Origin of the sequence: Kitasatospora sp. NPDC127060, assembly GCF_042724935.1 — a bacterium.
GTDB lineage: Bacteria > Actinomycetota > Actinomycetes > Streptomycetales > Streptomycetaceae > Kitasatospora.
Genome location: NZ_JBHXEG010000015.1, coordinates 56,252 through 75,994, shown reverse-complemented (window position 1 = coordinate 75,994; position 19,743 = coordinate 56,252). Strand labels below are relative to the sequence as shown.

The window sequence follows — 19,743 nt, the reverse complement described above, 5'->3', positions numbered from 1 at the left end:
GGAACGCCCGCCCGGAGCGGCGGGCAGCGGAGGAGCAGCGCGGGTCCGGCCGATCCGGAGCCCCGGCTGGGTCCGCGCCACCGCGACTCTCATCCAGCCATCGACTTCGTACCAGAGGACTGCGCCGTGAGCGTCGGACCGCGCACCAGAGCGCTGACCAGGATCACCAGCGAAGCCCGCAGGCATCAGGTCGCGGCCGCCTACGCGGCCCTGACCCAGGCCTGCACGGACACCGGCGACAACGCCGCGCGGGCCGAGCTGATCAGCGAACACCCGCAGCATGCCTGGTGGTTGCCCGCCTCCAACGCACTCGCCCTCGTGCACGCGGATGCGGACGAGGCGGGGGCGCTGCTGCGCGGTGTCCGGGTGCTCGACGAGCACCGGGTGGCAGTGGTCGTCCCGGACTACGACCGCGTCCGGATCGCCCACGGCCAAGCGGTCACCTTCTGGCGTCACCCCGGGCAGCCGGTTCGCGACGCGGCCGCGAGCGCGCGGGCGACCGCAGCCGTGCACCGGATCCACCCCAACTCGGCGTTGTGGTTGGAGGACCACGATCCGTTCAACGGATTGCTGGACGGCCTGGATGACACCACGTTGGACGAAGCCGACCAGTGGTTCCTCCGCCGGTGCAGCGCCGAGCTGCGCGAGGAGTGGGACCGCGTCGAATGGCCGACGCCGTCCGCGGTCATCCTCGGCGCCCGGGGGATGGCCGCCTGCTACGACGCCGGCCCGAACCCGGGGCTGTTCCCGCAGCGCCCGTTGTGGCGCGGACACCGGGAGTGGGACCTGGTCGCTGCCCGCTGGCGCTCCGAGCTGCTGCGCGGCCACCGCGACGACCTCCACGCGTACACCGCGGCCTACACCGCCCACGGCCGGGCCGAACTCGCCCCGCCCTACTCCCAGATCGGAGCCTGGCCGGACTACCAGACCGTACGGGACGTCGTCGTGCTCACCGCCGTGATGGACACCGTGCGGCGCGCCCACCTCGACGCCCACCTCCGCCGACAGGCCGCCCACCAGGTGGCGTGCCTGCGCGGGGCCCACCAGCCTCCGTGGAACTGGGGGCGGCGGTGACCGGCCACCCCGCTGCCCGCCCGGCGCGAGCTGACGACCCCGCAGCCGTCCTCGGTCGTGGCCGCGTTCCAGCACCCGCCGGTGCTTCCCTTCGCCCGACCTGTCACGGGCTGCCCGACGGCACCTCCGGCGAACTGCTCTGGCGCTCCACCACTGAACGAGAGAAGCGATCATGATCCTCACCCTGCCGAACGGCACCCAGGTCGAGCTCCACCTGCCGCCCGCCGCCGACCTGCTCACCCAGCACCCCGGGGCCGTCCCCGCCCCGGAACGGCTGATCACCGACGGCTGGCTGACCCCCGTCACCACCCAGCTCCTCCGCCTCCTCGATCAGACCGACCCCCACACCCTCGCCGACGGCTCCCACCTCGGCCCCGGTCACGCCCTGCTGCTGATCGCCGAAGCCCGCCGGGACCGGCCCGCTCTCTATCTGCGCCTGCCCGACGGCGTCCCCGCCCCGGCCCGAGCCGCCGCCCACACCACCATCGCCTTCCCCCTCATCGGAACGTTGGACCTGACGCTCTACCGGGATCAGGAGGACGTCGGCCAGCGCCAGCCCCAGTACCTGCGCACCCTCAACCCCGGCCAGCTGTGCACCATCCACACCGGCGCCACGGTCGAACTCACCGGCGCTGCCGACAGCGTGCAGCTCGTCCTCACCCGCCACCCGATCACCACCCCCGACGCCCGCAAGCTCGCCCCGGCCGAGTACCAGGTCGCGCTGAAGGAGGCCCGCACCCGCCTCACCCGCCCCGGCCCCAACCGCAATCGCCCGCCCGGCACCAGGCCCGAAGACATCCCCGGCCTGCTCGGCGCCGATCTGCCCAAGATCCACGCCCAGCTCGACGCCCTCCACCACCTTGCCGCAGACCGGAACGCGTTGTCGTACCTGGTCACCACCGCCGCCCTCGACTACGAGCGCTTCGAGGCCAGCCGCACCACCCTCCTCCTGGACCGCATCGTCCTGTGCGCCCGCCCCGACCACGGCGTAGAGATCCGTCTCAATACCAACCCCCGTCCCGGAAACCAGCGCCTCCCGCACAACCACGCCTACCCCCTCGGGGCCCGCGTCCTCACCGGCGGATACGTCCACGCCGTGTCCTACCGCACCGACGGCTGGAACACCGGCCCCTTCACCTCCGACCAGCTGCGCCCGGCCGTCACCACCACCGAACTGCCCGGCAGCTCCTACACCCTGGCCCCCACCCTCGTGCACCAGGCACTCATGCGGCCCGACACCACCACCCTGATGCTCCGGGGCCCGTACACCTCCACCGCGCACGCCGCCACCGACCTCCTCCCGCCGGTCTCCGCCTGGCCGGCGTCCGTCGACGGTGCCGCGCCGACGCACTCCCGACCCATGACCGACGCCGAGCATCGCGCCCTGCACGGCGCGCTGGCCGCCGCCGGAGTCATCGACCTCCTTCCGCGGGCCCGCAGCCGGGCGAACTGACGTGATGAACCGTGACCTTCGTGTCGTCCACCATCTGCCCCGCCCGCCACCCGACGCCTGCGCCCCCAGGACGACGACACCCTCCCTGATCCACCGAGAGAGACACGATGTTCACCATCCACAACGACGCCGACGCCCCCGCCGCTGACCAGCAGCGCTACGAACGCCTGCTGGAGGGCGCGATCCCGCTGGCTGCCCAGCTCTCCCAGCTGCCGATGCCCGAACACATCACAGTGCGCCTGGCCACCGCCGACCAGTTCGCCATCTGGCAGGTCAAGCACAACCAGCTCCTGGCTGCGAAGGCGGTCGACTCCCTCGGACTCGGCACCATCAAGACCAGGGCGCTCAAGGTGGCAGCCAAGGCGGCCACCAGCAAGGGCCGGGCGATGGTGTTCCGGTTCGCGCCCATGGTTCAGGGGGCGGTCATCTGCCACCCCGAGGGCGCGAACCTCGTGGTCATGCCCACCTCCCACGCCGAGTCCAATGGCAGTGACCGGTTCCTGACCTGTGTATTCGCGCACGAGATCACCCACCTTGCCCAGCTTGAGCTGAACCCCGCCCTCGCCTACGCACCGTCCCGTTGTGGCCTCCAGGACAACGAGGCCCGGCGGCCACACGATGACCAGCGCGCTCCGTTCGCCGTCAGCGAGGGGCACGCCTCGTGGGTCCAGTCCCGGGCCTCCGAGCGGCTTTGCGGTGTCGCCACTCGCAAGCAGTTGCCCGACGAGCCCAAACCGCACGAGCTCTTCACCCGACTCACCGCGGACGGAGTCCCCGATCGCGGGCGCCTACGACCTCGGCGGGCAGTTCATCGCCGCGCTCCACACCTACGGCGGGCACGCGCTGATCGAACGGCTCCTCATGGAGGAGGCCCTTCTCCCGACCAACCGGGAGATCGGGGACCCGCAGGCCTGGTTGAACCGCCACCAGCTCACCGGCTGAAGCCACCGCAGCACCCGTCCAGGCTTGGCAAGCTGGGGCGACCACTGCCACCCGAGCAAGGAGAGCCCCGTGCACACCGTCCTGACGACCGATCACCCAGCCTGGCTGCGCAACACCAGCACCGGCCACTGGCAGCGTCCCCTGCGCACCGCCGGCGGCCGGTGGCTGGCCACGCTCAACCCGGTGGGCCTGAACCTGGCCTGCACGGATGGCACCGAGGACCACAAGCCCGCCGTTGTGGCAACCGACCCGGGCGGCCTGCCCGACACCGTGCCGGCTGCCCTGAACACCGGGTTGCGCGCCCTCGGGCAGAGCGTGCGGGTGGCCAACCCCTGGCTGTGGGACGCGATCATCACCGCGATCCTGCGCCAGGTCGTCCGCGCCGACCAGGCCCGCAAGCTCTACCGCACCTGGTGCGCCGCCTACGGCACCGAACTGCCCGCCTACGACCACGCCCACCACACGGCACCCGAGCCGGACGCGGTACTCGCTCTCACCGACGAGCAGTTCGCCGCCGTCGGCACCACGTTCCACCGCACCGCGCTGCGCGCGGCCGCCACCGCCTACCTGGAACACCGAGCCCGCTGGGAGTTCCTGGACGCCTCAGCCCTGGTCGCCGAACTCGTGAACGTCCCGAGGATCGGTCCCTGGACGGCGGCCGCCGCCGCTGTGGACTTCACCGGCGACTTCTCCGTCTACCCGCACGCCGATCTCGCGGTCCGCACCTGGGCCGCCCGCATCGCCCCCGACCATCCCTGGCCCATCGCCGACAAGCCGAAGAAGACCGAGGCCCTGTTCGGCGCGCACTGGTACCGCCTGGCCGGCCACGACCGGCGCCACCTGCACACCCTGACCCTGTCGACACTCACCTGGGGGGCCCATGCCCGCACCGACCAGCTCGGAGGATCCGACCCGCACCACCCGTGACCCGGTCGCCGGAGCTGACCCGAACCGGATCATCGACTGCCTGTTCGTCAACGCCCCGCTGCGCGACTACGACCTGCGCCCGCGCGTCAACGACTACACCCTTCCGGTCCTCGGCATGGGCTACATCGCCACCCATGCCGCCCAGAACGGTTTCAACGTCGGCATCCTGGACGCCGAGGCCCACGGACTCGGTGTCCAGGAGACCGCCGACATCATCAACGAACTGCGGCCGCGTTGGGCGGGCTTCAACCTCCTCGCCCCGACCTACGACCTCACGGCGAGGATCGCGGCCGCGCTCGACCCGGTGATCTCCCTGATGGCCGGCGGTCACCACGCCAAGGCCGACCCGCAACGCGTCCTCGCCGACCCGCGGTTCGCGCGCCTGGACGCCCTGGTGATCGGCGAGGGCGAGACCCGCGTCACCGCCCTCCTCGGAGACGTCCACCGGCGCCGGGAGCTGCCGAAGGTGATGTGGCGCGACCGCCTGCTCGGCACCACCGCCGTCGGTATCCCGCGGCGCGGCGACACCACCCGCTGGCTCGCCCCCGACATCGACTCCCTCACCCTCGAACGCCGCTTCCTCGCCCAGGACCCGTTCCCGGCCGCCGACGGCCGCCGGGAAGCCAACCTCGTCTGCTCGCGCGGCTGCCCGTACGAGTGCGGATTCTGCGGCGCCGCCGCGTCCATGAACCCCGAGGTCAGCATCCGCACCCGCACCCCTGAGAACATCATCACCGAGATGCACCAGCTCAACGCCGACTTCGGATGCACCGCCTTCCGCGCCGTGGACGACCTGTTCCTCGGGGCGCGCCGCATCATCCACCCTGCCCTGGAGGCCTTCGCCGCCGAACGCATCGGTGAGAGATACCTCTGGGACGCCACGGGACGGATCAACGTCCTCGACCGCGAGGACGACACCGTTCTGGAACAGCTGCGCGCCAACGGCCTGCGCGAAGTCGCGCTGGGTGTCGAGTCCGGATCCCCGCGAATCCTGCGGGCCATGGACAAGCGGATCACCCCCGAGATGACCGTCGACGTCGCCCGTCGGCTCCTGGAGCGCGGCATCGGCGTCAAGGGCTACTTCATCCTCGGCTACCCCGGCGAAACCCGGGACGACGCGCTCGCCACCCTCGCCAAGATCCGCGAACTCTGGTCCCTCTCCGACCGTTCGGAGGGCACGTTCCGGGCCTCCGCCTTCACTTTCCGCCCCTACCCCGGCAGCCCGGTCTTCCACCGCCTCGTCCAGCAGGGCCACGACCCCGAGGCCCTGCAGAGGTACCAGGACATCGACCTCACCGACCACGGCGCCGACGAGGCGATGCGCGGGCGTGACGAGTTCAACTTCGGCACCGGCCAGCAGTTCGGTGAGGTCCCCCTCAGCCAGCTCCACGCCTGGCTCGCCGACATCTCCCGCGAGCAGCACCACCGCAGCACCGGCACGCGCCAGGAGGTGGGCACGTGAGCGGCCTCCTGATCAGCGTCGACGGGCCCAGTGGCCTGGGCAAGTCCAGCACCGTCGCCGCCACCGCCCGCGCCCTGTCGGCGTCCGGGCACATCGTCCACACCGCCACCGGCCCCTCCACCACCCCCTACGGTGCGGCCGTACGCGAAGCCGCAGCCCAGATGTGCGGCCGCGCCCTCGCCCTGGCCGTCGCCGCCGACCGCCTCCACCAGCTCGACACCGACATCCGCCCCCACCGGGCAGCCGGCACCACCGTACTGATGGACCGCTGGATGCCCTCCACCCTCGTCCTCCAGCGCGCCGACAGCGTCGACCTCGACTTCCTCCTCACCATCAACGAGGGCACCGACATCCCCGACCTCGCGGTCATCCTCACCGCCGATCCGGATACCGTGCAGCGCCGCCTGGCCGCCCGAGGGTCCCGGCACCGCTTCGAGCTCGACGCCGCCGCCACCGCCCGCGAACTCCAGCTCTACACCGAGGCCATCCCGATCCTGGAGCGCCTCGGATACTCGCTCCACACCCTCGACACCACCCACCTGACCTCCGAGCAGACCGCACAGGCCATCCTGGAAGCCGTCCCGAACCGTGCGAGCAACACCAAAACCCCATAGCGAAGTTAGAGAGAACATGAGCACCCGCACCGGCGCCAGCACCCCGCCACCGGTCGTCGACGTCCACGTGATCGCCCGCACCCCCGACGGCAAGATCCTGCTCTCCCAGCGCGGCGGCCCCTACGGCTACGGTCAGTGGCATGCCCCCAGTGGGAAACTCGATCCCGGCGAGAAGCCGGCCGAGGGCGCAGCCCGCGAACTGGAGGAAGAAGCCGGCCTCCTGGTCGACCCGGACCACCTCCGCCTCGCCTACACCGTCCTGCACCACCAGAACCCCACCACGCTGCGCCTCGGCCTGTTCTTCGTCGCCACCGAGTGGGAGGGCGAGACCGTCAACCGTGAACCCGAGAAGTGCCTCGACCTGCGCTTCTTCCCCGAGCGCGACCTGCCCGCGGACCTCATCCCCTACCCGGCTGCGGGCATTCACGGAGCCCTCACCGACCCCGGAGGCCTGGTGCACCACAACTGGCCGGCTGTTTGACCGAAGGGAGGCCGGAGTGACGCCCGGCCTCCCTCGGACAGTTTCGATGTGAGCCGGCATCGGGGGCCGGGGCGCGGCGCAGGCCGAACCAGAGGTGAGACGAACCAGGGGCGTTCTCGGCGTGTTCACCCGATCCGGTGGATTCTCCCGCCCGCCGGCCCGTGCCCGAGCAGACGGGCCGGTGCCGCCGCCCCCGGCCGGTTGCGAGCCGTGGTTGCCTGGCATGGCACCGCGACTGAACGAAGGACCGAAACGTGGACCCGAGCTCCGCCACGGCGGATGACATCTGGCGGTGGTGCGGGCAGGGGGCCTCACGGTGGTGGCGGGCGCGGGGTCAGGCGGTGTAGCGGGCCGTGCGGTAGCCGCCCTCGGCGGTGCGCTCCACGTTCTCGTCGTCCCAGGTGTGGGGCACCGCCAGCTTCCAGCGCTTGCGCAGCACCTTGTGCTCCTCGCGGGTCCTGGTCACGTACCACTTGCCCATCCGGCACCAGGCCAGCGGCTCGTCGGCCTCCGTGGCCACGGCCCGGACCAGTTGTTGGGCGAACCGGGCCACCGTGGACTCCAGGTACTGGTTCATCCGGTAGGTGGCCTGGTCGCCGTGCTGGAACATGGCGTAGTCGGAGTCGCCTTGGGTGTGCAGCCGCCCGTCCTCCAGGACCACGGTGCCCCTGCGCGCCACCGGCTCCTGCTGGTCGTTCCGGGCGATGCCCGCGTTGAGCCGGTTCAGCAGGTTGGCCTTCTCCTTGGTCGCCTCCGGGATCTGGCCGCCGCCCGTGCCGCCCTGGGCGGAGTAGACCTCGTGGAGGTCGTAGTCGCCGGTGTAGAGGTACTGCTTCCAGTTCGGGTCGGTCTTCAGGGCGACCATCTCCGGTCCGCCGCCCGGCAGTTGCATGTCGATCGGTACGTACGGCTCCTGGTTGGCGCCGGCGTGCACGGTGCCCGGGGGGAGCGTCGTGGGCGGCTTGTCGATCCGCACGCCGAGCAGGCCCCCGGCGCCCCAGTGGCCGACGAAGCCGCTCAGGTCGTTGGCGTCCAGCCAGGCCAGGATGGCGGCCGGGTCGCCCTGGGCCTGTCCGGGGCCGCTGCCGTACTTCTTCTCGACGGAGCCGGGCTTGATCGACTTCTCCAGGATGGTGTGCGGCTTGGCCTTGGCGCCCTCCGCGATCCGCCGGATCGAGTACTCCCCGGTCTCCCGGATGGCGATGGTGTACTTGTGCTTCTTGCACACCGCCGAGATGGCGTCCAGGTGGTCCCGCCACACGATCTTCTGGAGGTCGCCCGCCCGCCTGCCCAGGGTGACGGTCCGCCCGTCGAAGGTGGCGGCCTCGCAGGCGGATTCCACGTTGTTCTCGTCCAGCATCCGCTGGACCACCGGCCGGCTCCCGGCCCGGTCGCCCGCCGCGCGCTGGAGCATCCGGCCGGCCGCCGCGTTGCCGACGGTGCGCTGAAGGTCCGCCACGGACTCAGGTGACTGCTGGGGTGTGGCGCCGGCTCCCGGTCTCACCCTGGTGCCGCTCTGCCGGGCCGGGCTCGCGTCGTGACGGGAGTTCCCGGCCTTCTCCTGCTGCTTCCTCGCCTGCATGCTGCAACCTCCTCGGTCCCCTTCGCCCCCTTTATATACGGGAGTTGACCCGGAGGAGGAGAGTGCGCCCGGAGGAGGAGAGCGCATCCGGCCTTGCCCGCCCGGCGGAGCCCGCTCGGGCACCGCCCGGCTCCTACCCGGCGAAGATGCCGATGCCGTTGGGAATCCGCCGTTCCTGGCCGTGGTCGAGGAGGTTGCGCACGGTGAGGGTTCCGGTGGCAGGGTCGCGGGCGACCAGGGTCGCGGAGGCGCCGCCGTCCAGGTAGACGCCGTCCGGGCAGTCGAGATCCCGTACCGCTTCGGCGAGTTCGGTGAGGGCCAGGCCGGTGGAGGCGCCCTCGCGGCCGTCCGTGGAGAGCAGGGTCAGCACCCGGCCGCCGTCGGCCAGGCCGACCGCGCTGCGGGGTTCGACGTCACGGTTGTCGAGCCCCAGCAGCGGGCGTCCACCGCGTAGCAGGGGATAGGCGCCGAGGGCGAAGGCGAAGGGCACCGGCCGGTTCGACGCGAGGCGGTAGTCGACCGCGACCGGCGCCCCGATCGGCAGGCCGGCCAGTACGTGGGCGCCGGCCTCACGGCCGAGCAGGACGGTGCTGCCGGCCGGGATCGGTCCGCTGCCCGGGGCCGGGGAGGCCGCGACCACGCGATTGCCGCGGACCGTCACCTCCCAGGTGTCCTCGCTGCACGGGGCCTTCCGTGACTCGTCCGTCCCGCAGGCGGCCCGGGCGCGGGAGACCTCGCCCCAGTCGGTGGTGAACGCGCCGATCGATCCGACCGGGAGGGCGTACTGGTTCAGCCCGCCGAGCGGCCGGGTGCCGTCCGGGGTCCGCAGCCGCCCCCGGAGCTCCAGTCGGCCGGTGCGGGCCACCCCGTCCACGCCGACCCCGAGCACGTCCCGGTCGCTCTCCCCGGGTGGCGGCGCCCAGCCGAACCGCTGGGCCTCCGGGACCGCGGCCTTCAACGCCCGGCCCCGGTGCACGACCGGGCCCGAGGGTGCCCCGGTGGCCTCGACCCCCGGGTGCTGCTCCTCGGTGATGTCGAAGAAGTCCCCGTTCACCGCCGCCACCGCTCCACGCGCCCCGGCCAGTCGGGTCAGCGGCGCCCGGTCGGCCACCGCGCCGGGGAAGAGCAGATCCGCCCGCACGCCCGGCCGGCGGAGGTCTGCGCGGACGGCGTACACCCGGGCGTCGCCGTGCGGGGTACGGACCGTCAGCTCCCGGTACGCGACCCCGGGGACGAGGGACGCCCAGCTTCCGGCGGCTCCGGCCTCGGCTCCGGCCGGTGGGGTGGCCAGGCCGACCGGGGCGACGGCCAGGACCAGGGCGACAGCACGCTGCACGAGACGCTTCACGCCTGCCATGGTCGCGGGCGCTGTGGCCCGTACCGGCGCACCGGCGCGCTCGGCGTGGCGCCCGGACGGGTGCCGTCAGGGCGTGGGAGCGGTGAGATAGCGCTGGATCGTGGGCCCGAGCCAGTCCACGATCTCCTCGCGGTCGAGCGCCACGCTCGCCGGGAACCGCAGCACGTAGCGCGTCAGCGCGAGTCCCAGCACGGTCGAGGCGCACAGTGCCGCCCGCGCCGGTGCCTGCTCCGGTGCGGGGCCCACCCGGCGGGCCAGCGGGATCAACTGGTCGCGCAACACGCTCTGCATGCGCTCGGCGGCGGCCGGGTCGGTGGCGCCGACCCGCATCAGCGCGGTGAGCTCGCCGTTCTCCTCCCACAGGGTGAGGAAGTGGCGCACCAGCGTGCGGCCGATCGCTTCGCGCGGTTCGACGGGTAGGCCGGGGAGCTCGGGGTCGATCGAGACGGCCGCCGCGAACAGGCCCGCCTTGTTGCCGTAGTAGCGCATCACCATCGACGGGTCGATCTTCGCGTCGCGCGCGATGGCCCGGATGGTCGCCTTCTCGTAGCCGTCCGCCGCGAACCGCTCGCGGGCCGCGGCGAGGATCGTTGCGCGGGTGGCATCCGAGCGCCGCGCGACCTGCTGGTTCTCCGAGCTGCCGGTCATGCCGACAAGCGTAGGCCAACACGTGTTGACAGTCCATCGCCGCGGCTTTACGTTTGCCAACAAGCGTTGACCAACAAGCGTTGGCAAGGGTGCGGTCGTCGGATCCCGATGCCGGCGAAGGCCCTTGAACGGCCGTCAGCTCCGCTCGTGCCGCCGGTAGCGCGCGTGCAGTGGGACAAGACCGATAGACCGATAGCGAGAGGAAGTACCGAGAATGGCCAAGCTGCAGAGCCTGGACCCGCATGCGCCGATCTTCGCGCAGTTCAAGGAAAAGACCGGGCTGGTCGTCCTGGCCAACACCTTCGTCGTCCCGAAGGAGCGGGTTGAGGCTTTCCTGGCCCTCTTCCGGAGGCAGGCGGAGTTCATGAAGGCTCAGCCGGGATTCGTCTCCCTGCGGATGCACCGGGGAACGGCGGACAGCCGCCTGCTGATGAACGTCGCGGTCTGGGAGTCGACCGAGGCGCTCGCCACGGCGTTCGGCAGCCCGGAGTTCCAGCGCCTGGCGGCCGAGTCCCCCGATGAGATCGTGTCGTACCCGCACATCTTCGAGCAGATCGACGTATGACACCGCGGCGGTGGCCGGGGGAGGGCGGCCGGAGCGGTCCTGCCCTCTCCTGGGCCGTCACGCGTCCATGCCCCATGCCGGGCCGAGACCGGCGAGCCCACCGGTGCCGGGACCGGTGCAGCGCGTCCAGCACCGTTGCCATGCCCAGGCCCTGTCCGGCTCTGTCCGGCCCTAGCCGGTCGCTGCTGTGGCCGTCCGGTGGAGGTAGGAGTCGGCCAGTTCGCGGAGCCGGGGCCGGTCGAAGCTGCGGCCGTGGCCCGGGTGGACGACGGAGACGTCCAGTTCCGCGAGGCGTTCCATGCTGCGCCGGTAGGCGGGCACGTCGGAGTCCGGGAGGTCGTCGATCAGGCCGCCGTCGTACACCACGTCGCCGGAGAACAGGACGCCGGTGCGCTCCTCCAGCAGGGCGATGCTGCCCGGGGAATGGCCGGGGAGGTGGAGGACCGTCAGGGTGCGGCCGCCCAGGTCGATGCGGTCTCCGTCGTCGAGCCGGCGGCTCAGCGTCACCGCTTCGACGTGGTAGCTCCGCGGGTCGTACCCGGGATGCGGTAGTTCCTTGAGCAGCAGGTCCGGGACGGGCTCGCCCGCGGCGTCGATGCCGAGCTTCTCGTAGAGCTCGGCGCCGTACAGACTGGCAGGGACGCCGGCGGCCAGGATCGCGGCGTCGGCGGTGTGTGCGGCCCGCTCGCGGAACTCGTGGGCTCCGCCGACGTGGTCGAGGTGCGCGTGGGTGAGGACGACCAGCGGGTCGCGCTCGAACATCGGCGGGAGCGCGTCGCGCAGGGGGACGACACCGAGCCCGGCGTCGACCACGAGGTCGCGGTCGGTTCCGCGCAGCCACCACATCTTCGCCGACAGCAGCGGGCTGACACGGGGCTCCGAGACCCGCACCAGGCCACTGCCCAGCTCCAACTGCTCGTACCAGTCGCTCATGTCGGACGAGTGTGCCAGCCGGCGCGGACGAGGTGCGTCGGTTCGTGGGATCCGGGACGCCACCGACCGGGAGGTCAGCCGTAAGGGACGACGGCGACCGGGCAGTGGACGTGGTGGATCGCGGCGTGGGCGACCGGGCCGAGGTGGTGGTGGCGCAGCGGCAGGTGGCGCAGGCGGCGGCCGAGGACGAGGAGGCGGGCCGTGGCGGCGGCGTCGACGAGTTCGACGGCGGGTTTGCCGCGGACGAGGTCGGCGGTGACCTCGACGTCGGGGTGGCGGGTGCGCAGCGGGTCGAGGGCCTCGGCGAGGCCGTTCCACTCGACGCTGGAGAGCTCGCCCTCCAGGCCGCCGATGGCGCCGTAGGCCATGTACTCGCTGCCGGCCGGCGGGGACCAGACGTGGACGACGCGCAGTGGTGCCGAGCGCAGGGCGGCGGCGCGGAAGGCGAAGGCCAGGACGTCCCCGGCGGGGTGGGCCAGGTCGATGCCGACGACGACCGGGCCGGCCGGTTCCTCGTGCTGGGCGCGGACCAGCACCACCGGGCAGGCGGAGCGGCGCAGCACCTCCTGGCTGACCGAGCCGACCAGGAAGCCGCGCAGGGTGCCCAGCCCGCGGGAGCCGAGCACCAGCACGGCGGCGCGGTGGGAGGCGGCCTCCAGGGCCTCGACCGGGTCGGCGGAGACCGCACTGGAGGAGACCGCCACCCCGGGCGTCAGGCCGCCGAGCGCGGACTCGCGGTCGGCGAGGTGGGCCAGGGCGCGGTGGTAGGTCTGGTCGCTGCCGACCACGTCCCGCTTGGGCCAGGGCCAGGCCTCGACGACTTCGAGCGGGACGGCGCGGCGCTGCGCCTCGTGGGCGGCCCACTCGGTGGCGGTCAGGCTCTCGGGCGAGCCGTCGAAGCCGACGATGACGGGCCCGCTGGCGGTGTCGGTCGGGGCGGGATCGGTCACGGCGCGCTCCTCAGGTTCCGCGGCGAGGGCCGGATCGGGCCGGATCGGGTCGGGCGGGGGTGGGGTCGGGCGGGGGTGGGGTCGGGCCGGCCCGGATCGGGCCGCTGGGCCGCGTTGGGTTTGCGACCCCCAGTATCGGTGCTGGCCGGGCCCGGCACCTCTCGGGGCCGCGTCCGCCCGCTCGCGCGGCGGTCGGCGATGCGCGGTTCTCCGCAGGGACAGGGGGCTTTGCCGGGAGGCAGGACGGGCCTTGTCTGTACATGGCCACAGGCCGCGCGCCCTTCGCACTCCCACGCCACTCCAGAAGGTCGGAAGCGGTGAACCTCCGCGCCACGGCCCGAAACCTCCTCCTCACCGGCCTGGTGGTCGCCTTCGCCACCGCCCTACGGCTGCGCGGCGAGGAGAAAAGTTCCGCCGGGCCGTCACACTCGTGGGCCGGGATCCGTCGGGTCAGTGAAAGCACCGATCACCCGAGAGGAACACGAGATGACCACCCAGCCGATCACCACCCAGCCGATCACCGCTCGTTCGATCTCCGCCGAGATCCCGCTGCGCCCCCGGATGGCCACCGACCCGGGGCAGCTCGTTCCCGAACTCGCCGACGTGTCGGCCGCGTTGTTCCGGGCCGTCGGCAACCGCTCGATCCCGCGCGGCCTGATCAGCCTGGTCCAGCTGCGGGCCGGACAGATCGCCGGCAGCACCTACCTGACCGTCCTGCACACCGGCTTCCTGCGCAAGGCCGGTGAGTCGGAGGAGCGGATCACCTCGGTGGCGACCTGGCAGGACTCGCCGTACCTGACCGCCCCCGAGCGGGCGGCCCTGGCCCTGGTCGAGGCCGTGCTGCAGCCCAGCCCGCACGGTGAGCGGGTGTCGGACGAGCTCTACGCCGAGGTGGCCGCGCACTTCGACGAGAAGGCGCTGGCCACCCTGATGCTCGCGATCGGGCAGGTCAACTTCTTCACGGCGATCGCGCTGATCGCCAAGCCCGTCCCCGGCCGGTCGTTCACCGACCCCTGGGCCTGAGTGACTGCTCGGACCGGTCCGTCGAGCGAGCCGCGCTCGACGGACCGGTCCGGGGAGGGCGGTGCGGCCTCCCCGGGCGGCCGGCTCAGCCGCGTTGCACGGTGACGCGGTCCACGGCCGTGCCGTCCTCGGTGACGGACCGCACCTCCATCCGGGCCGGCGCGCCGCCGGTGGCGGGGGTCACGTCCACCGCCACCAGGCAGTAGCCGGTGTAACGGACCCTGGACCAGGTGACCTTGACGGTCTGCTCGTGGCCGCTCCGGTCGGAGACCACCATCGGCACCGGGGCGTCGTTCCTGGTCTCGTGCCCGAGGTAGGTGTCGGAGGCGGGGAACTTGTAGAGCCCGCCGCCACCGCCGCCCGCGACGACGTACGTGGTGCCGTCCTTCACCGGGTTGACGGTGTCGCCGGACGCGACCTTGCGGGTGGCCTTGCCGGCGCGGATGGGGTCGGTCCGCTCGTAGACGTGGTTGTGGCCGCTGAGCACCAGGTCCACCTGGTACTTGTCGAACAGCGGGGCCCAGTCCTGCTGCGCGCCGAGTTCGGCGCCGTTGTCGTGGCAGGTGGAGTACGTGCACTGGTGGAGGTAGACGACGATGAAGTCGATGCCGGGGTCGGCGCGCAGGGCGGCGAGCCGGCTGTCCAGCCACGTCTTCTGCCGGCCCTTGGTGTGGTCGAGGTTGGCGGGGGTGTTGAAGCAGACGTCGTTGCCGTCGAGGCTGATCAGGCCGAGGTTCTGGTAGCGCCAGGAGTAGATGCCCGTGGACTGGCTCCAGGCGTTGTCGGGCATCGTGAACCGGGCGCGGACGCCGCCGTAGCCGTCGGCCCCGTACCACGGCTCCATCTCGTGGTTGCCGACCGCCACCATCCACGGGGTCCGCGCGGCGACGGGGTCGTTCTGCACGAAGAAGGAGTCCCACAGGCGGGCGTCGTAGGCGTCGTCGGTCTTGCCGCTGCCGCCGCTGTTGGCGTACGACAGGTCGCCCATGTGGAGGTGGAAGGCGGGGTCGAGGCCGGCGATCAGGTGGGCGGTGGCGGCGGCGTTGTAGCCGATGCCCTGGTCGCCGAAGGCCGTGAAGGTGAACCCGGCGCCGCGCCCGGGGGAGGGTGCGGTGCGGAAGCTCGCCACGTCGCCGAGCCGGCCGCCCTGGCCGGCCGGGTCGTGGCCCTGGTGGCCGACGACGTAGTAGTAGGTGGTGTCCGGGATCAGTTGGTCCACCTGCGCGTGCAGGTAGTACTGGGTGACGGTGGTGGGCTTGACCAGGGGCTGGTCCTCGACCGGGTGCTGCCAGGCGAGCTTGCTGACCAGGGTGCGGACCTCGGCGGCGATCGGGGCGCCGAGGTCGCCGGGCTGGAGGCCGATCCGGACGAAGGGAGCGGTCACCGCGTCCGGCACCTGCCAGGAGACGACGACCTGACGGGACGGGTCGGCGCCGAAGGCGAGGTGTCGGCCGAACGGCCGCAGCGCGGACCCGACGGCCCGGTCGCGCCGGGGCGAGGGGAGGGGCGGGATGTCGAGGGCGGTGGGGCGCGGGGCGGCGGCCCGGGCGGTGCCGGGCAGCAGGAGGCCGCCGGCGAAGGCCGCGCCGCCCGCCGCACCGACGCGCAGGAGGGAGCGCCGGGAGTGCCGTGGTGTCTCGGACATGGCATCAAGTTAGGAAACATTCCTAACATTTGACAAGAGGGCGGGCGGCACCGAATCGTGCGGACGGTGCCGCCGGCCGGGGCGCCGGGGCGGGCAGCGGTGTTCCGTGGCCGTCGGGGCCCGGCCACGGCCACCGGCGTTGCGCGGCGGGGCGGGTGCTGCCCGGCTGGGATGCTCTGCCGGTGGAGACGACGGACACCGGCCGGATCGAGGCGTTCAGCGACGGGGTGTTCGCGATCGCGATCACCCTGCTGGTGCTGGAGATCAAGATCCCGCAGGCGCACGGGGCGGCGGAGCTGTGGCGGGCGCTCGGGGCGCAGTGGCCGTCCTACTTCGCGTACGTGGTGAGCTTCCTGGTGATCGGCGTGGTCTGGGTGAACCACCACGCCTTGTTCGCCCACCTCGCCACGGTCGACCGCACCCTGATGTTCCTCAACCTGCTGCTGCTGATGCTGATCTCCGTGCTGCCGTTCCCGACCGCGGTGGTGGCGCAGAACCTGCGCAACGGCTCGGCGGCGAACGTCGCGGCAGCGGTGTACGGCGGGGTGATGGTCGGCCAGGCCGTGCTGTTCAGTGTCTTCTGGAACTACGCCACCCGCACCGGCCGCTGCTTCGACGCGTGGGTGGACGTGCCGGCGGCCCGGGCCGCCCGGTGGCGGTTCGAGGTGGGGCTGGTGGTCTACCCGCTCACCGTCGGCCTGGCGTTCCTCTCCGCCCCGGCGGCCCTCGCCGTGCACGGCCTGCTGGCGCTCTACTACGCGTTCAACCAGGTGCGGGTGCCGCTGCTGGCCCAGGGGCGGTGACCGGATCGTGGAACGGCGGGCGGGGGAGGGCAAGTTGTCGTAGCGTCCTTGGCCATGGACCACGACTTCGCCACCCGCTTCGCCCAGGACTGGGCCGCCGCCTGGAACTCCCACGACCTGGAGCGCATCCTCGCCCACTACACCGAGGACGTCGTCTTCGCCTCGCCCCGGATCGTCGAGTTGATCGGCGACCCCTCCGGCGAGGTGCACGGCAAGGAGGCCCTGCGGGTCTACTGGTCCAAGGGGCTGAAGCACCTGCCCGACCTGCACTTCACCGTCGAGGACGTCCGGGCCTCCGTGGACACCCTCGTCATCAACTACCGCAACGAGCGCGGCCGGGCCGTCGCCGAGGTGCTCACCTTCCGCGACGGCCTGGTCTGCCGCGGCTTCGGCGCGTACGGGCCGGAGGCGTAAAGCAGTTGGGATGCCCGGCGTCGTGTGCCCGGCAAGATCCGCCGGACAGGCCTAGCTAGCCGAGCAGGCGGGCCGGGAGGTACGGGGATTCGACGCGGACGGCCCAGCCGCGGCGCCGGGCGTGGCAGGCGAGGGCGAGGATGTCGAGGCTGATCGCGGCGTCGGGGTCGGTGGCGCGGTCGGCGACCGAGTAGTGGTCGCGGTGGGCTTCGAGGGCGTCGATCAGCGCCAGGTTGAAGCTGGTCTCGTCGCCCTCCACGAGCTGGGAGAAGAGGACGACCGGTGGCGGGAGGAAGCCCCAGTCCTTCGCCTTCTCGACCTCGCTCAGGGCCTGCTCGGTGGCCGGGAGCGGGTCGACGCCCCGGAGGTAGTCGTGCAGGGCGCGCCGGTAGGAGCCGTGCGCGGAGCGGTCGGCGGTGGAGTGGGTGGGGCCGGCCAGGACAATCGGGGCGAGGTCCTCTCGGACGCCGGTGATCAGGGCGAGGTCGAGGGCGAGCTGCCACGGCCCGGGGCCGGATTCCTCGCCCCGGGTGGCGGGGTAGCGGACGGTGCGGCCCTCGATGGTCACCTCGGCCTCGGTGCCGGGCTCGGTGAGGGCGATGCGGAAGAGCGCGGCACCCAGTTGGGAGGCCAGGCGCAGGCCGGCGAGCTGGGTGTCGGTGACGTCGGCGGACTGCGAGGCGCGGGCCCGGATGAGGAACGCCTGCTTGCTCAGGGCGCGGCCGAGCAGGTAGACGGCGTGGCGGTCGTCGGGCCCGGGGTTGATCGCCTCCCGGGTGCGCCGCTCGTACAGTGCCTCGGTGTCGGGGCTGAGCGGGAGGGCCGGACTCGGTCGGTCGATGCGGACGGGCCCGGCGGCGAGCTGGGCGACGGCGTCGGGGCGCCGGGCGCGGCCGAGGCCTTCGACGCGGGGACCGGGGCCCGCGAAGCCGGTGACCAGGGTGTGCGGCAGGTAGTCGGTGTCGACGGCGGGGAGCCAGCCGTGGGCGCGGTGGGCGAGCGCGGCGAGGGCGAGCGGGAGCAGCGGGAGGAGGCTGCGGGGGCGGGTGCCGTCGGCGCGGTCGAGGAGGGCGAGCATCCCGGAGTCGAAGGCCTCGCGGTCTTCGGCGGCGAGGGCGCGCAGGGTGTGGAGGGCCTGGGTGGCGTCGCTGTCCCGGTCCTCGATCAGGGCCAGCGCGGCGTCGATGGCGGCGAGCCGCTGCTCGGGGGTCTCGGCGTCGGGGGCGTTCTCGTCGCGGGTGTCGCCGAAGAGGTGGGCCATGAAGCCGTTGACGAGCTGGGCGGCGGAGTAGCCGCCGCCGGCGGGCATGGTCTGCCAGGTGAAGGCCAGGGCCTCGCCGTGCCGGGCGAGCCTGTCGGAGAGGATCGCGAGGCAGAGCGCGTCGAGCCAGTACTGCGGGAGGACGAGCCCGCGGCGCACGCTCCCGTCCGCGTCCTCGGGGTCGTAGCTCATCCCGAAGTTCGGGTAGTCGAGGAACACCTGGAAGGTGTCGCGGGCGTAGTACGCGGCGAACGCGATCGCGCCGGCGGCGGCCTCGGTGGCGTCCTTGAGGACGGCCTCGGCCTCGGGGGTGTCGAGGGCGGGGGAGTCGGCGGAGAGCGCGCCGAGGTAGTCGAGGAACTCGTCGGCGATCAGCCGCCATTCGGTGGCCGTCATCAGGCCGGCGCGGGAGTAGGAGTGGACCATCCCCCCGATCCGGTCGGCGAAGCCCTCGCGGGCCGCCGAGACCGCCGACTGGTCCATCTGGTGACGCTTGATCCGCACAGCTCTGCTCCTTGATCCCTTGCCTGGTCGCCAGCCTAGGCGTGGGGTCCGACAGCGGGCCGTGCGGGGTCGGTCGGTGGTGGGCGCGGTGTTTCAAGCGCCGTTTGAGAAACGTCGTGATCGTGCTGGGCCCTGTTCGGCAGGAGCGGCCGGACAGGGCCCACCACCCTCCGGTCGGTCAGACGACGGTCAGGACGATCTTGCCGGTGGTGCGGCCCTGCTCGCCGAGTTCGTGGGCCTTGGCGGCCTGGTCGAGCGGGAGGACGGTCTCGACCACGGGCCGCAGCACGCCCCGGTCGGCCAGGGCGGTGAGCTCGCGCAGGCCCAGGTGGTCGGGCTCGACGAGGACCCAGGCCGCCCGTACGTCGTCGCGGGCCGTGGGGACGTCGCCCGGGCCGGGCAGGGTGATCAGGCGGCCGCCGGGCCGCAGGACCAGCAGCGAGCGCTCGGCGGTCTCGCCGCCGAGGCCGTCGAGCACCACGTCCACGTCGGACACGGCCTCCTCGAAGCGGACCGCGCGGTAGTCGATCACCTCGTCCGCGCCCAGTTCGCGCAGCAGCCCGTGCTTGCCCGCGCTGGCGGTGCCGATGACGTGGGCGCCGCGGGCCTTGGCGATCTGGACGGCCAGGTGGCCGACCCCGCCGGCCGCCGCGTGCACCAGCACCCGCTCGCCGGGGCGCACGTCCGCCGCGTCGACCAGGGCCTGCCAGGCGGTCAGCCCGGCCAGCGGCAGCGCCGCCGCCTCCACGTGGGTCAGGCCGGCCGGCTTCGGGGCGAGGTGCCGGGCCGGTGCCACCACGTACTCGGCGTAGGCGCCCGCCTGGCGCGGGAAGAGCGGCATCCCGTAGACCTCGTCACCGGGGCGGTGGATGCCCACCCCGGGGCCGACGGCCTCGACCGTGCCGGACACGTCCCAGCCGACGGCGGGCACGGCACCCCACTCGATGAGGCCCCCGCTGGCCCGGGTCTTCCAGTCCACCGGGTTCACCCCGGCCGCGTGCACCCGCACCAGGACTTCGTTCAGCCCGGGCTCGGGCCGCGCCAGCTCCCGCTCGACCAGCTGCTCGGGACCGCCCCACTGCTCCACCACCACTGCACGCATGAC

19 protein-coding genes are annotated in these 19,743 nt (G+C 72.8%); 11 read left to right on the top strand and 8 right to left on the bottom strand.

Annotation, left to right across the window (positions count from 1 at the left end; genetic code table 11):
• Window positions 1-126: 126 nt before the first annotated feature.
• From ACFWIS_RS11865 to ACFWIS_RS11835, 7 genes are all read left to right on the top strand, one after another.
• Window positions 127-1,074, top strand: a complete 948-nt coding sequence (locus ACFWIS_RS11865; protein ID WP_380453939.1) for a hypothetical protein — start codon at window positions 127-129, stop codon at window positions 1,072-1,074.
• A gap of 172 nt (window positions 1,075-1,246) precedes the next feature.
• Window positions 1,247-2,527 (top strand): hypothetical protein, encoded by a 1,281-nt coding sequence (locus ACFWIS_RS11860; RefSeq protein ID WP_380453940.1) that lies wholly within the window; start codon window positions 1,247-1,249, stop codon window positions 2,525-2,527.
• A gap of 696 nt (window positions 2,528-3,223) precedes the next feature.
• Window positions 3,224-3,469 (top strand): hypothetical protein, encoded by a 246-nt coding sequence (locus ACFWIS_RS11855; protein WP_380453942.1) that lies wholly within the window; start codon window positions 3,224-3,226, stop codon window positions 3,467-3,469.
• 69 nt (window positions 3,470-3,538) lie between these two features.
• On the top strand, window positions 3,539-4,396 hold the full coding sequence (locus ACFWIS_RS11850; protein WP_380453944.1) for a hypothetical protein: 858 nt from the start codon (window positions 3,539-3,541) through the stop codon (window positions 4,394-4,396).
• Window positions 4,350-5,858, top strand: a complete 1,509-nt coding sequence (locus ACFWIS_RS11845) for a B12-binding domain-containing radical SAM protein (protein ID WP_380453946.1) — start codon at window positions 4,350-4,352, stop codon at window positions 5,856-5,858. The genes ACFWIS_RS11850 and ACFWIS_RS11845 overlap by 47 nt, the downstream gene beginning before the upstream one ends.
• Window positions 5,855-6,472, top strand: coding sequence for a dTMP kinase (locus ACFWIS_RS11840; protein ID WP_380453947.1), 618 nt, complete (start codon window positions 5,855-5,857; stop codon window positions 6,470-6,472). The genes ACFWIS_RS11845 and ACFWIS_RS11840 overlap by 4 nt, the downstream gene beginning before the upstream one ends.
• Before the next feature lie 16 nt (window positions 6,473-6,488).
• Window positions 6,489-6,953, top strand: coding sequence for an NUDIX domain-containing protein (locus ACFWIS_RS11835; protein ID WP_380453949.1), 465 nt, complete (start codon window positions 6,489-6,491; stop codon window positions 6,951-6,953).
• Window positions 6,954-7,287: 334 nt separating this feature from the next.
• On the opposite strand, the gene ACFWIS_RS11830 is transcribed toward ACFWIS_RS11835, so the two are convergent.
• The 3 genes from ACFWIS_RS11830 to ACFWIS_RS11820 all read right to left on the bottom strand — a co-directional run bounded on the left by ACFWIS_RS11830 (window position 7,288) and on the right by ACFWIS_RS11820 (window position 10,540).
• Window positions 7,288-8,535: a hypothetical protein gene (locus tag ACFWIS_RS11830; protein WP_380453951.1), complete on the bottom strand. Its 1,248-nt coding sequence runs from the start codon at window positions 8,533-8,535 to the stop codon at window positions 7,288-7,290.
• Between the two features lie 133 nt (window positions 8,536-8,668).
• On the bottom strand, window positions 8,669-9,892 hold the full coding sequence (locus tag ACFWIS_RS11825) for a phosphodiester glycosidase family protein (RefSeq protein WP_380453953.1): 1,224 nt from the start codon (window positions 9,890-9,892) through the stop codon (window positions 8,669-8,671).
• A gap of 66 nt (window positions 9,893-9,958) precedes the next feature.
• Window positions 9,959-10,540 carry a TetR family transcriptional regulator gene (locus ACFWIS_RS11820; protein WP_380453955.1) on the bottom strand — a complete coding sequence of 194 codons (582 nt, stop codon included), beginning with the start codon at window positions 10,538-10,540 and terminating at the stop codon, window positions 9,959-9,961.
• Window positions 10,541-10,754: 214 nt separating this feature from the next.
• Here ACFWIS_RS11820 and ACFWIS_RS11815 point away from each other — a divergent pair, with 214 nt between their 5' ends.
• Complete coding sequence (locus tag ACFWIS_RS11815; protein ID WP_380453957.1) at window positions 10,755-11,105, top strand: antibiotic biosynthesis monooxygenase family protein; 351 nt, start codon at window positions 10,755-10,757, stop codon at window positions 11,103-11,105.
• A gap of 171 nt (window positions 11,106-11,276) precedes the next feature.
• On the opposite strand, the gene ACFWIS_RS11810 is transcribed toward ACFWIS_RS11815, so the two are convergent.
• Complete coding sequence (locus tag ACFWIS_RS11810; RefSeq protein ID WP_380453959.1) at window positions 11,277-12,038, bottom strand: MBL fold metallo-hydrolase; 762 nt, start codon at window positions 12,036-12,038, stop codon at window positions 11,277-11,279.
• Between the two features lie 74 nt (window positions 12,039-12,112).
• The gene (locus tag ACFWIS_RS11805) at window positions 12,113-12,988 is read right to left on the bottom strand and encodes a universal stress protein (protein ID WP_380453961.1); all 876 of its coding nucleotides are present in this window, start codon (window positions 12,986-12,988) and stop codon (window positions 12,113-12,115) included.
• 486 nt (window positions 12,989-13,474) lie between these two features.
• Here ACFWIS_RS11805 and ACFWIS_RS11800 point away from each other — a divergent pair, with 486 nt between their 5' ends.
• Window positions 13,475-14,011: a carboxymuconolactone decarboxylase family protein gene (locus ACFWIS_RS11800; protein WP_380453963.1), complete on the top strand. Its 537-nt coding sequence runs from the start codon at window positions 13,475-13,477 to the stop codon at window positions 14,009-14,011.
• An 85-nt stretch (window positions 14,012-14,096) separates the two neighbouring features.
• On the opposite strand, the gene ACFWIS_RS11795 is transcribed toward ACFWIS_RS11800, so the two are convergent.
• On the bottom strand, window positions 14,097-15,656 hold the full coding sequence (locus ACFWIS_RS11795) for a purple acid phosphatase family protein (protein WP_380453965.1): 1,560 nt from the start codon (window positions 15,654-15,656) through the stop codon (window positions 14,097-14,099).
• A 182-nt stretch (window positions 15,657-15,838) separates the two neighbouring features.
• On the opposite strand from ACFWIS_RS11795, the gene ACFWIS_RS11790 reads away from it, so the two are divergent.
• Together ACFWIS_RS11790 and ACFWIS_RS11785 are read left to right on the top strand one after the other, a co-directional pair.
• On the top strand, window positions 15,839-16,459 hold the full coding sequence (locus ACFWIS_RS11790; RefSeq protein ID WP_380453967.1) for a TMEM175 family protein: 621 nt from the start codon (window positions 15,839-15,841) through the stop codon (window positions 16,457-16,459).
• A 54-nt stretch (window positions 16,460-16,513) separates the two neighbouring features.
• A complete protein-coding gene (locus ACFWIS_RS11785) occupies window positions 16,514-16,873 on the top strand; it encodes a nuclear transport factor 2 family protein (protein WP_380453969.1) in 360 nt (119 codons plus the stop codon).
• A 55-nt stretch (window positions 16,874-16,928) separates the two neighbouring features.
• Here ACFWIS_RS11785 and ACFWIS_RS11780 read toward each other — a convergent pair whose 3' ends face one another.
• Window positions 16,929-18,638, bottom strand: a complete 1,710-nt coding sequence (locus ACFWIS_RS11780; protein ID WP_380453970.1) for an immunity 49 family protein — start codon at window positions 18,636-18,638, stop codon at window positions 16,929-16,931.
• A gap of 178 nt (window positions 18,639-18,816) precedes the next feature.
• Window positions 18,817-19,740: an NADP-dependent oxidoreductase gene (locus tag ACFWIS_RS11775; RefSeq protein WP_380453972.1), complete on the bottom strand. Its 924-nt coding sequence runs from the start codon at window positions 19,738-19,740 to the stop codon at window positions 18,817-18,819.
• Window positions 19,741-19,743 lie beyond the last annotated feature (3 nt).

Excerpts from the sequence above, each read along its gene's own strand:
- ACFWIS_RS11830 (WP_380453951.1), bottom strand. The coding sequence starts at position 8,535 with ATGCAGGCGAGGAAGCAGCAGGAGAAGGCCGGGAACTCCCGTCACGAC.
- ACFWIS_RS11835 (WP_380453949.1), top strand. The coding sequence starts at position 6,489 with ATGAGCACCCGCACCGGCGCCAGCACCCCGCCACCGGTCGTCGACGTC.
- ACFWIS_RS11820 (WP_380453955.1), bottom strand. The coding sequence starts at position 10,540 with ATGACCGGCAGCTCGGAGAACCAGCAGGTCGCGCGGCGCTCGGATGCC.
- ACFWIS_RS11785 (WP_380453969.1), top strand. The coding sequence starts at position 16,514 with ATGGACCACGACTTCGCCACCCGCTTCGCCCAGGACTGGGCCGCCGCC.
- ACFWIS_RS11810 (WP_380453959.1), bottom strand. The coding sequence starts at position 12,038 with ATGAGCGACTGGTACGAGCAGTTGGAGCTGGGCAGTGGCCTGGTGCGG.
- ACFWIS_RS11815 (WP_380453957.1), top strand. The coding sequence starts at position 10,755 with ATGGCCAAGCTGCAGAGCCTGGACCCGCATGCGCCGATCTTCGCGCAG.
- ACFWIS_RS11775 (WP_380453972.1), bottom strand. The coding sequence starts at position 19,740 with ATGCGTGCAGTGGTGGTGGAGCAGTGGGGCGGTCCCGAGCAGCTGGTC.
- ACFWIS_RS11800 (WP_380453963.1), top strand. The coding sequence starts at position 13,475 with ATGACCACCCAGCCGATCACCACCCAGCCGATCACCGCTCGTTCGATC.
- ACFWIS_RS11825 (WP_380453953.1), bottom strand. The coding sequence starts at position 9,892 with ATGGCAGGCGTGAAGCGTCTCGTGCAGCGTGCTGTCGCCCTGGTCCTG.
- ACFWIS_RS11795 (WP_380453965.1), bottom strand. The coding sequence starts at position 15,656 with ATGTCCGAGACACCACGGCACTCCCGGCGCTCCCTCCTGCGCGTCGGT.
- ACFWIS_RS11860 (WP_380453940.1), top strand. The coding sequence starts at position 1,247 with ATGATCCTCACCCTGCCGAACGGCACCCAGGTCGAGCTCCACCTGCCG.
- ACFWIS_RS11845 (WP_380453946.1), top strand. The coding sequence starts at position 4,350 with ATGCCCGCACCGACCAGCTCGGAGGATCCGACCCGCACCACCCGTGAC.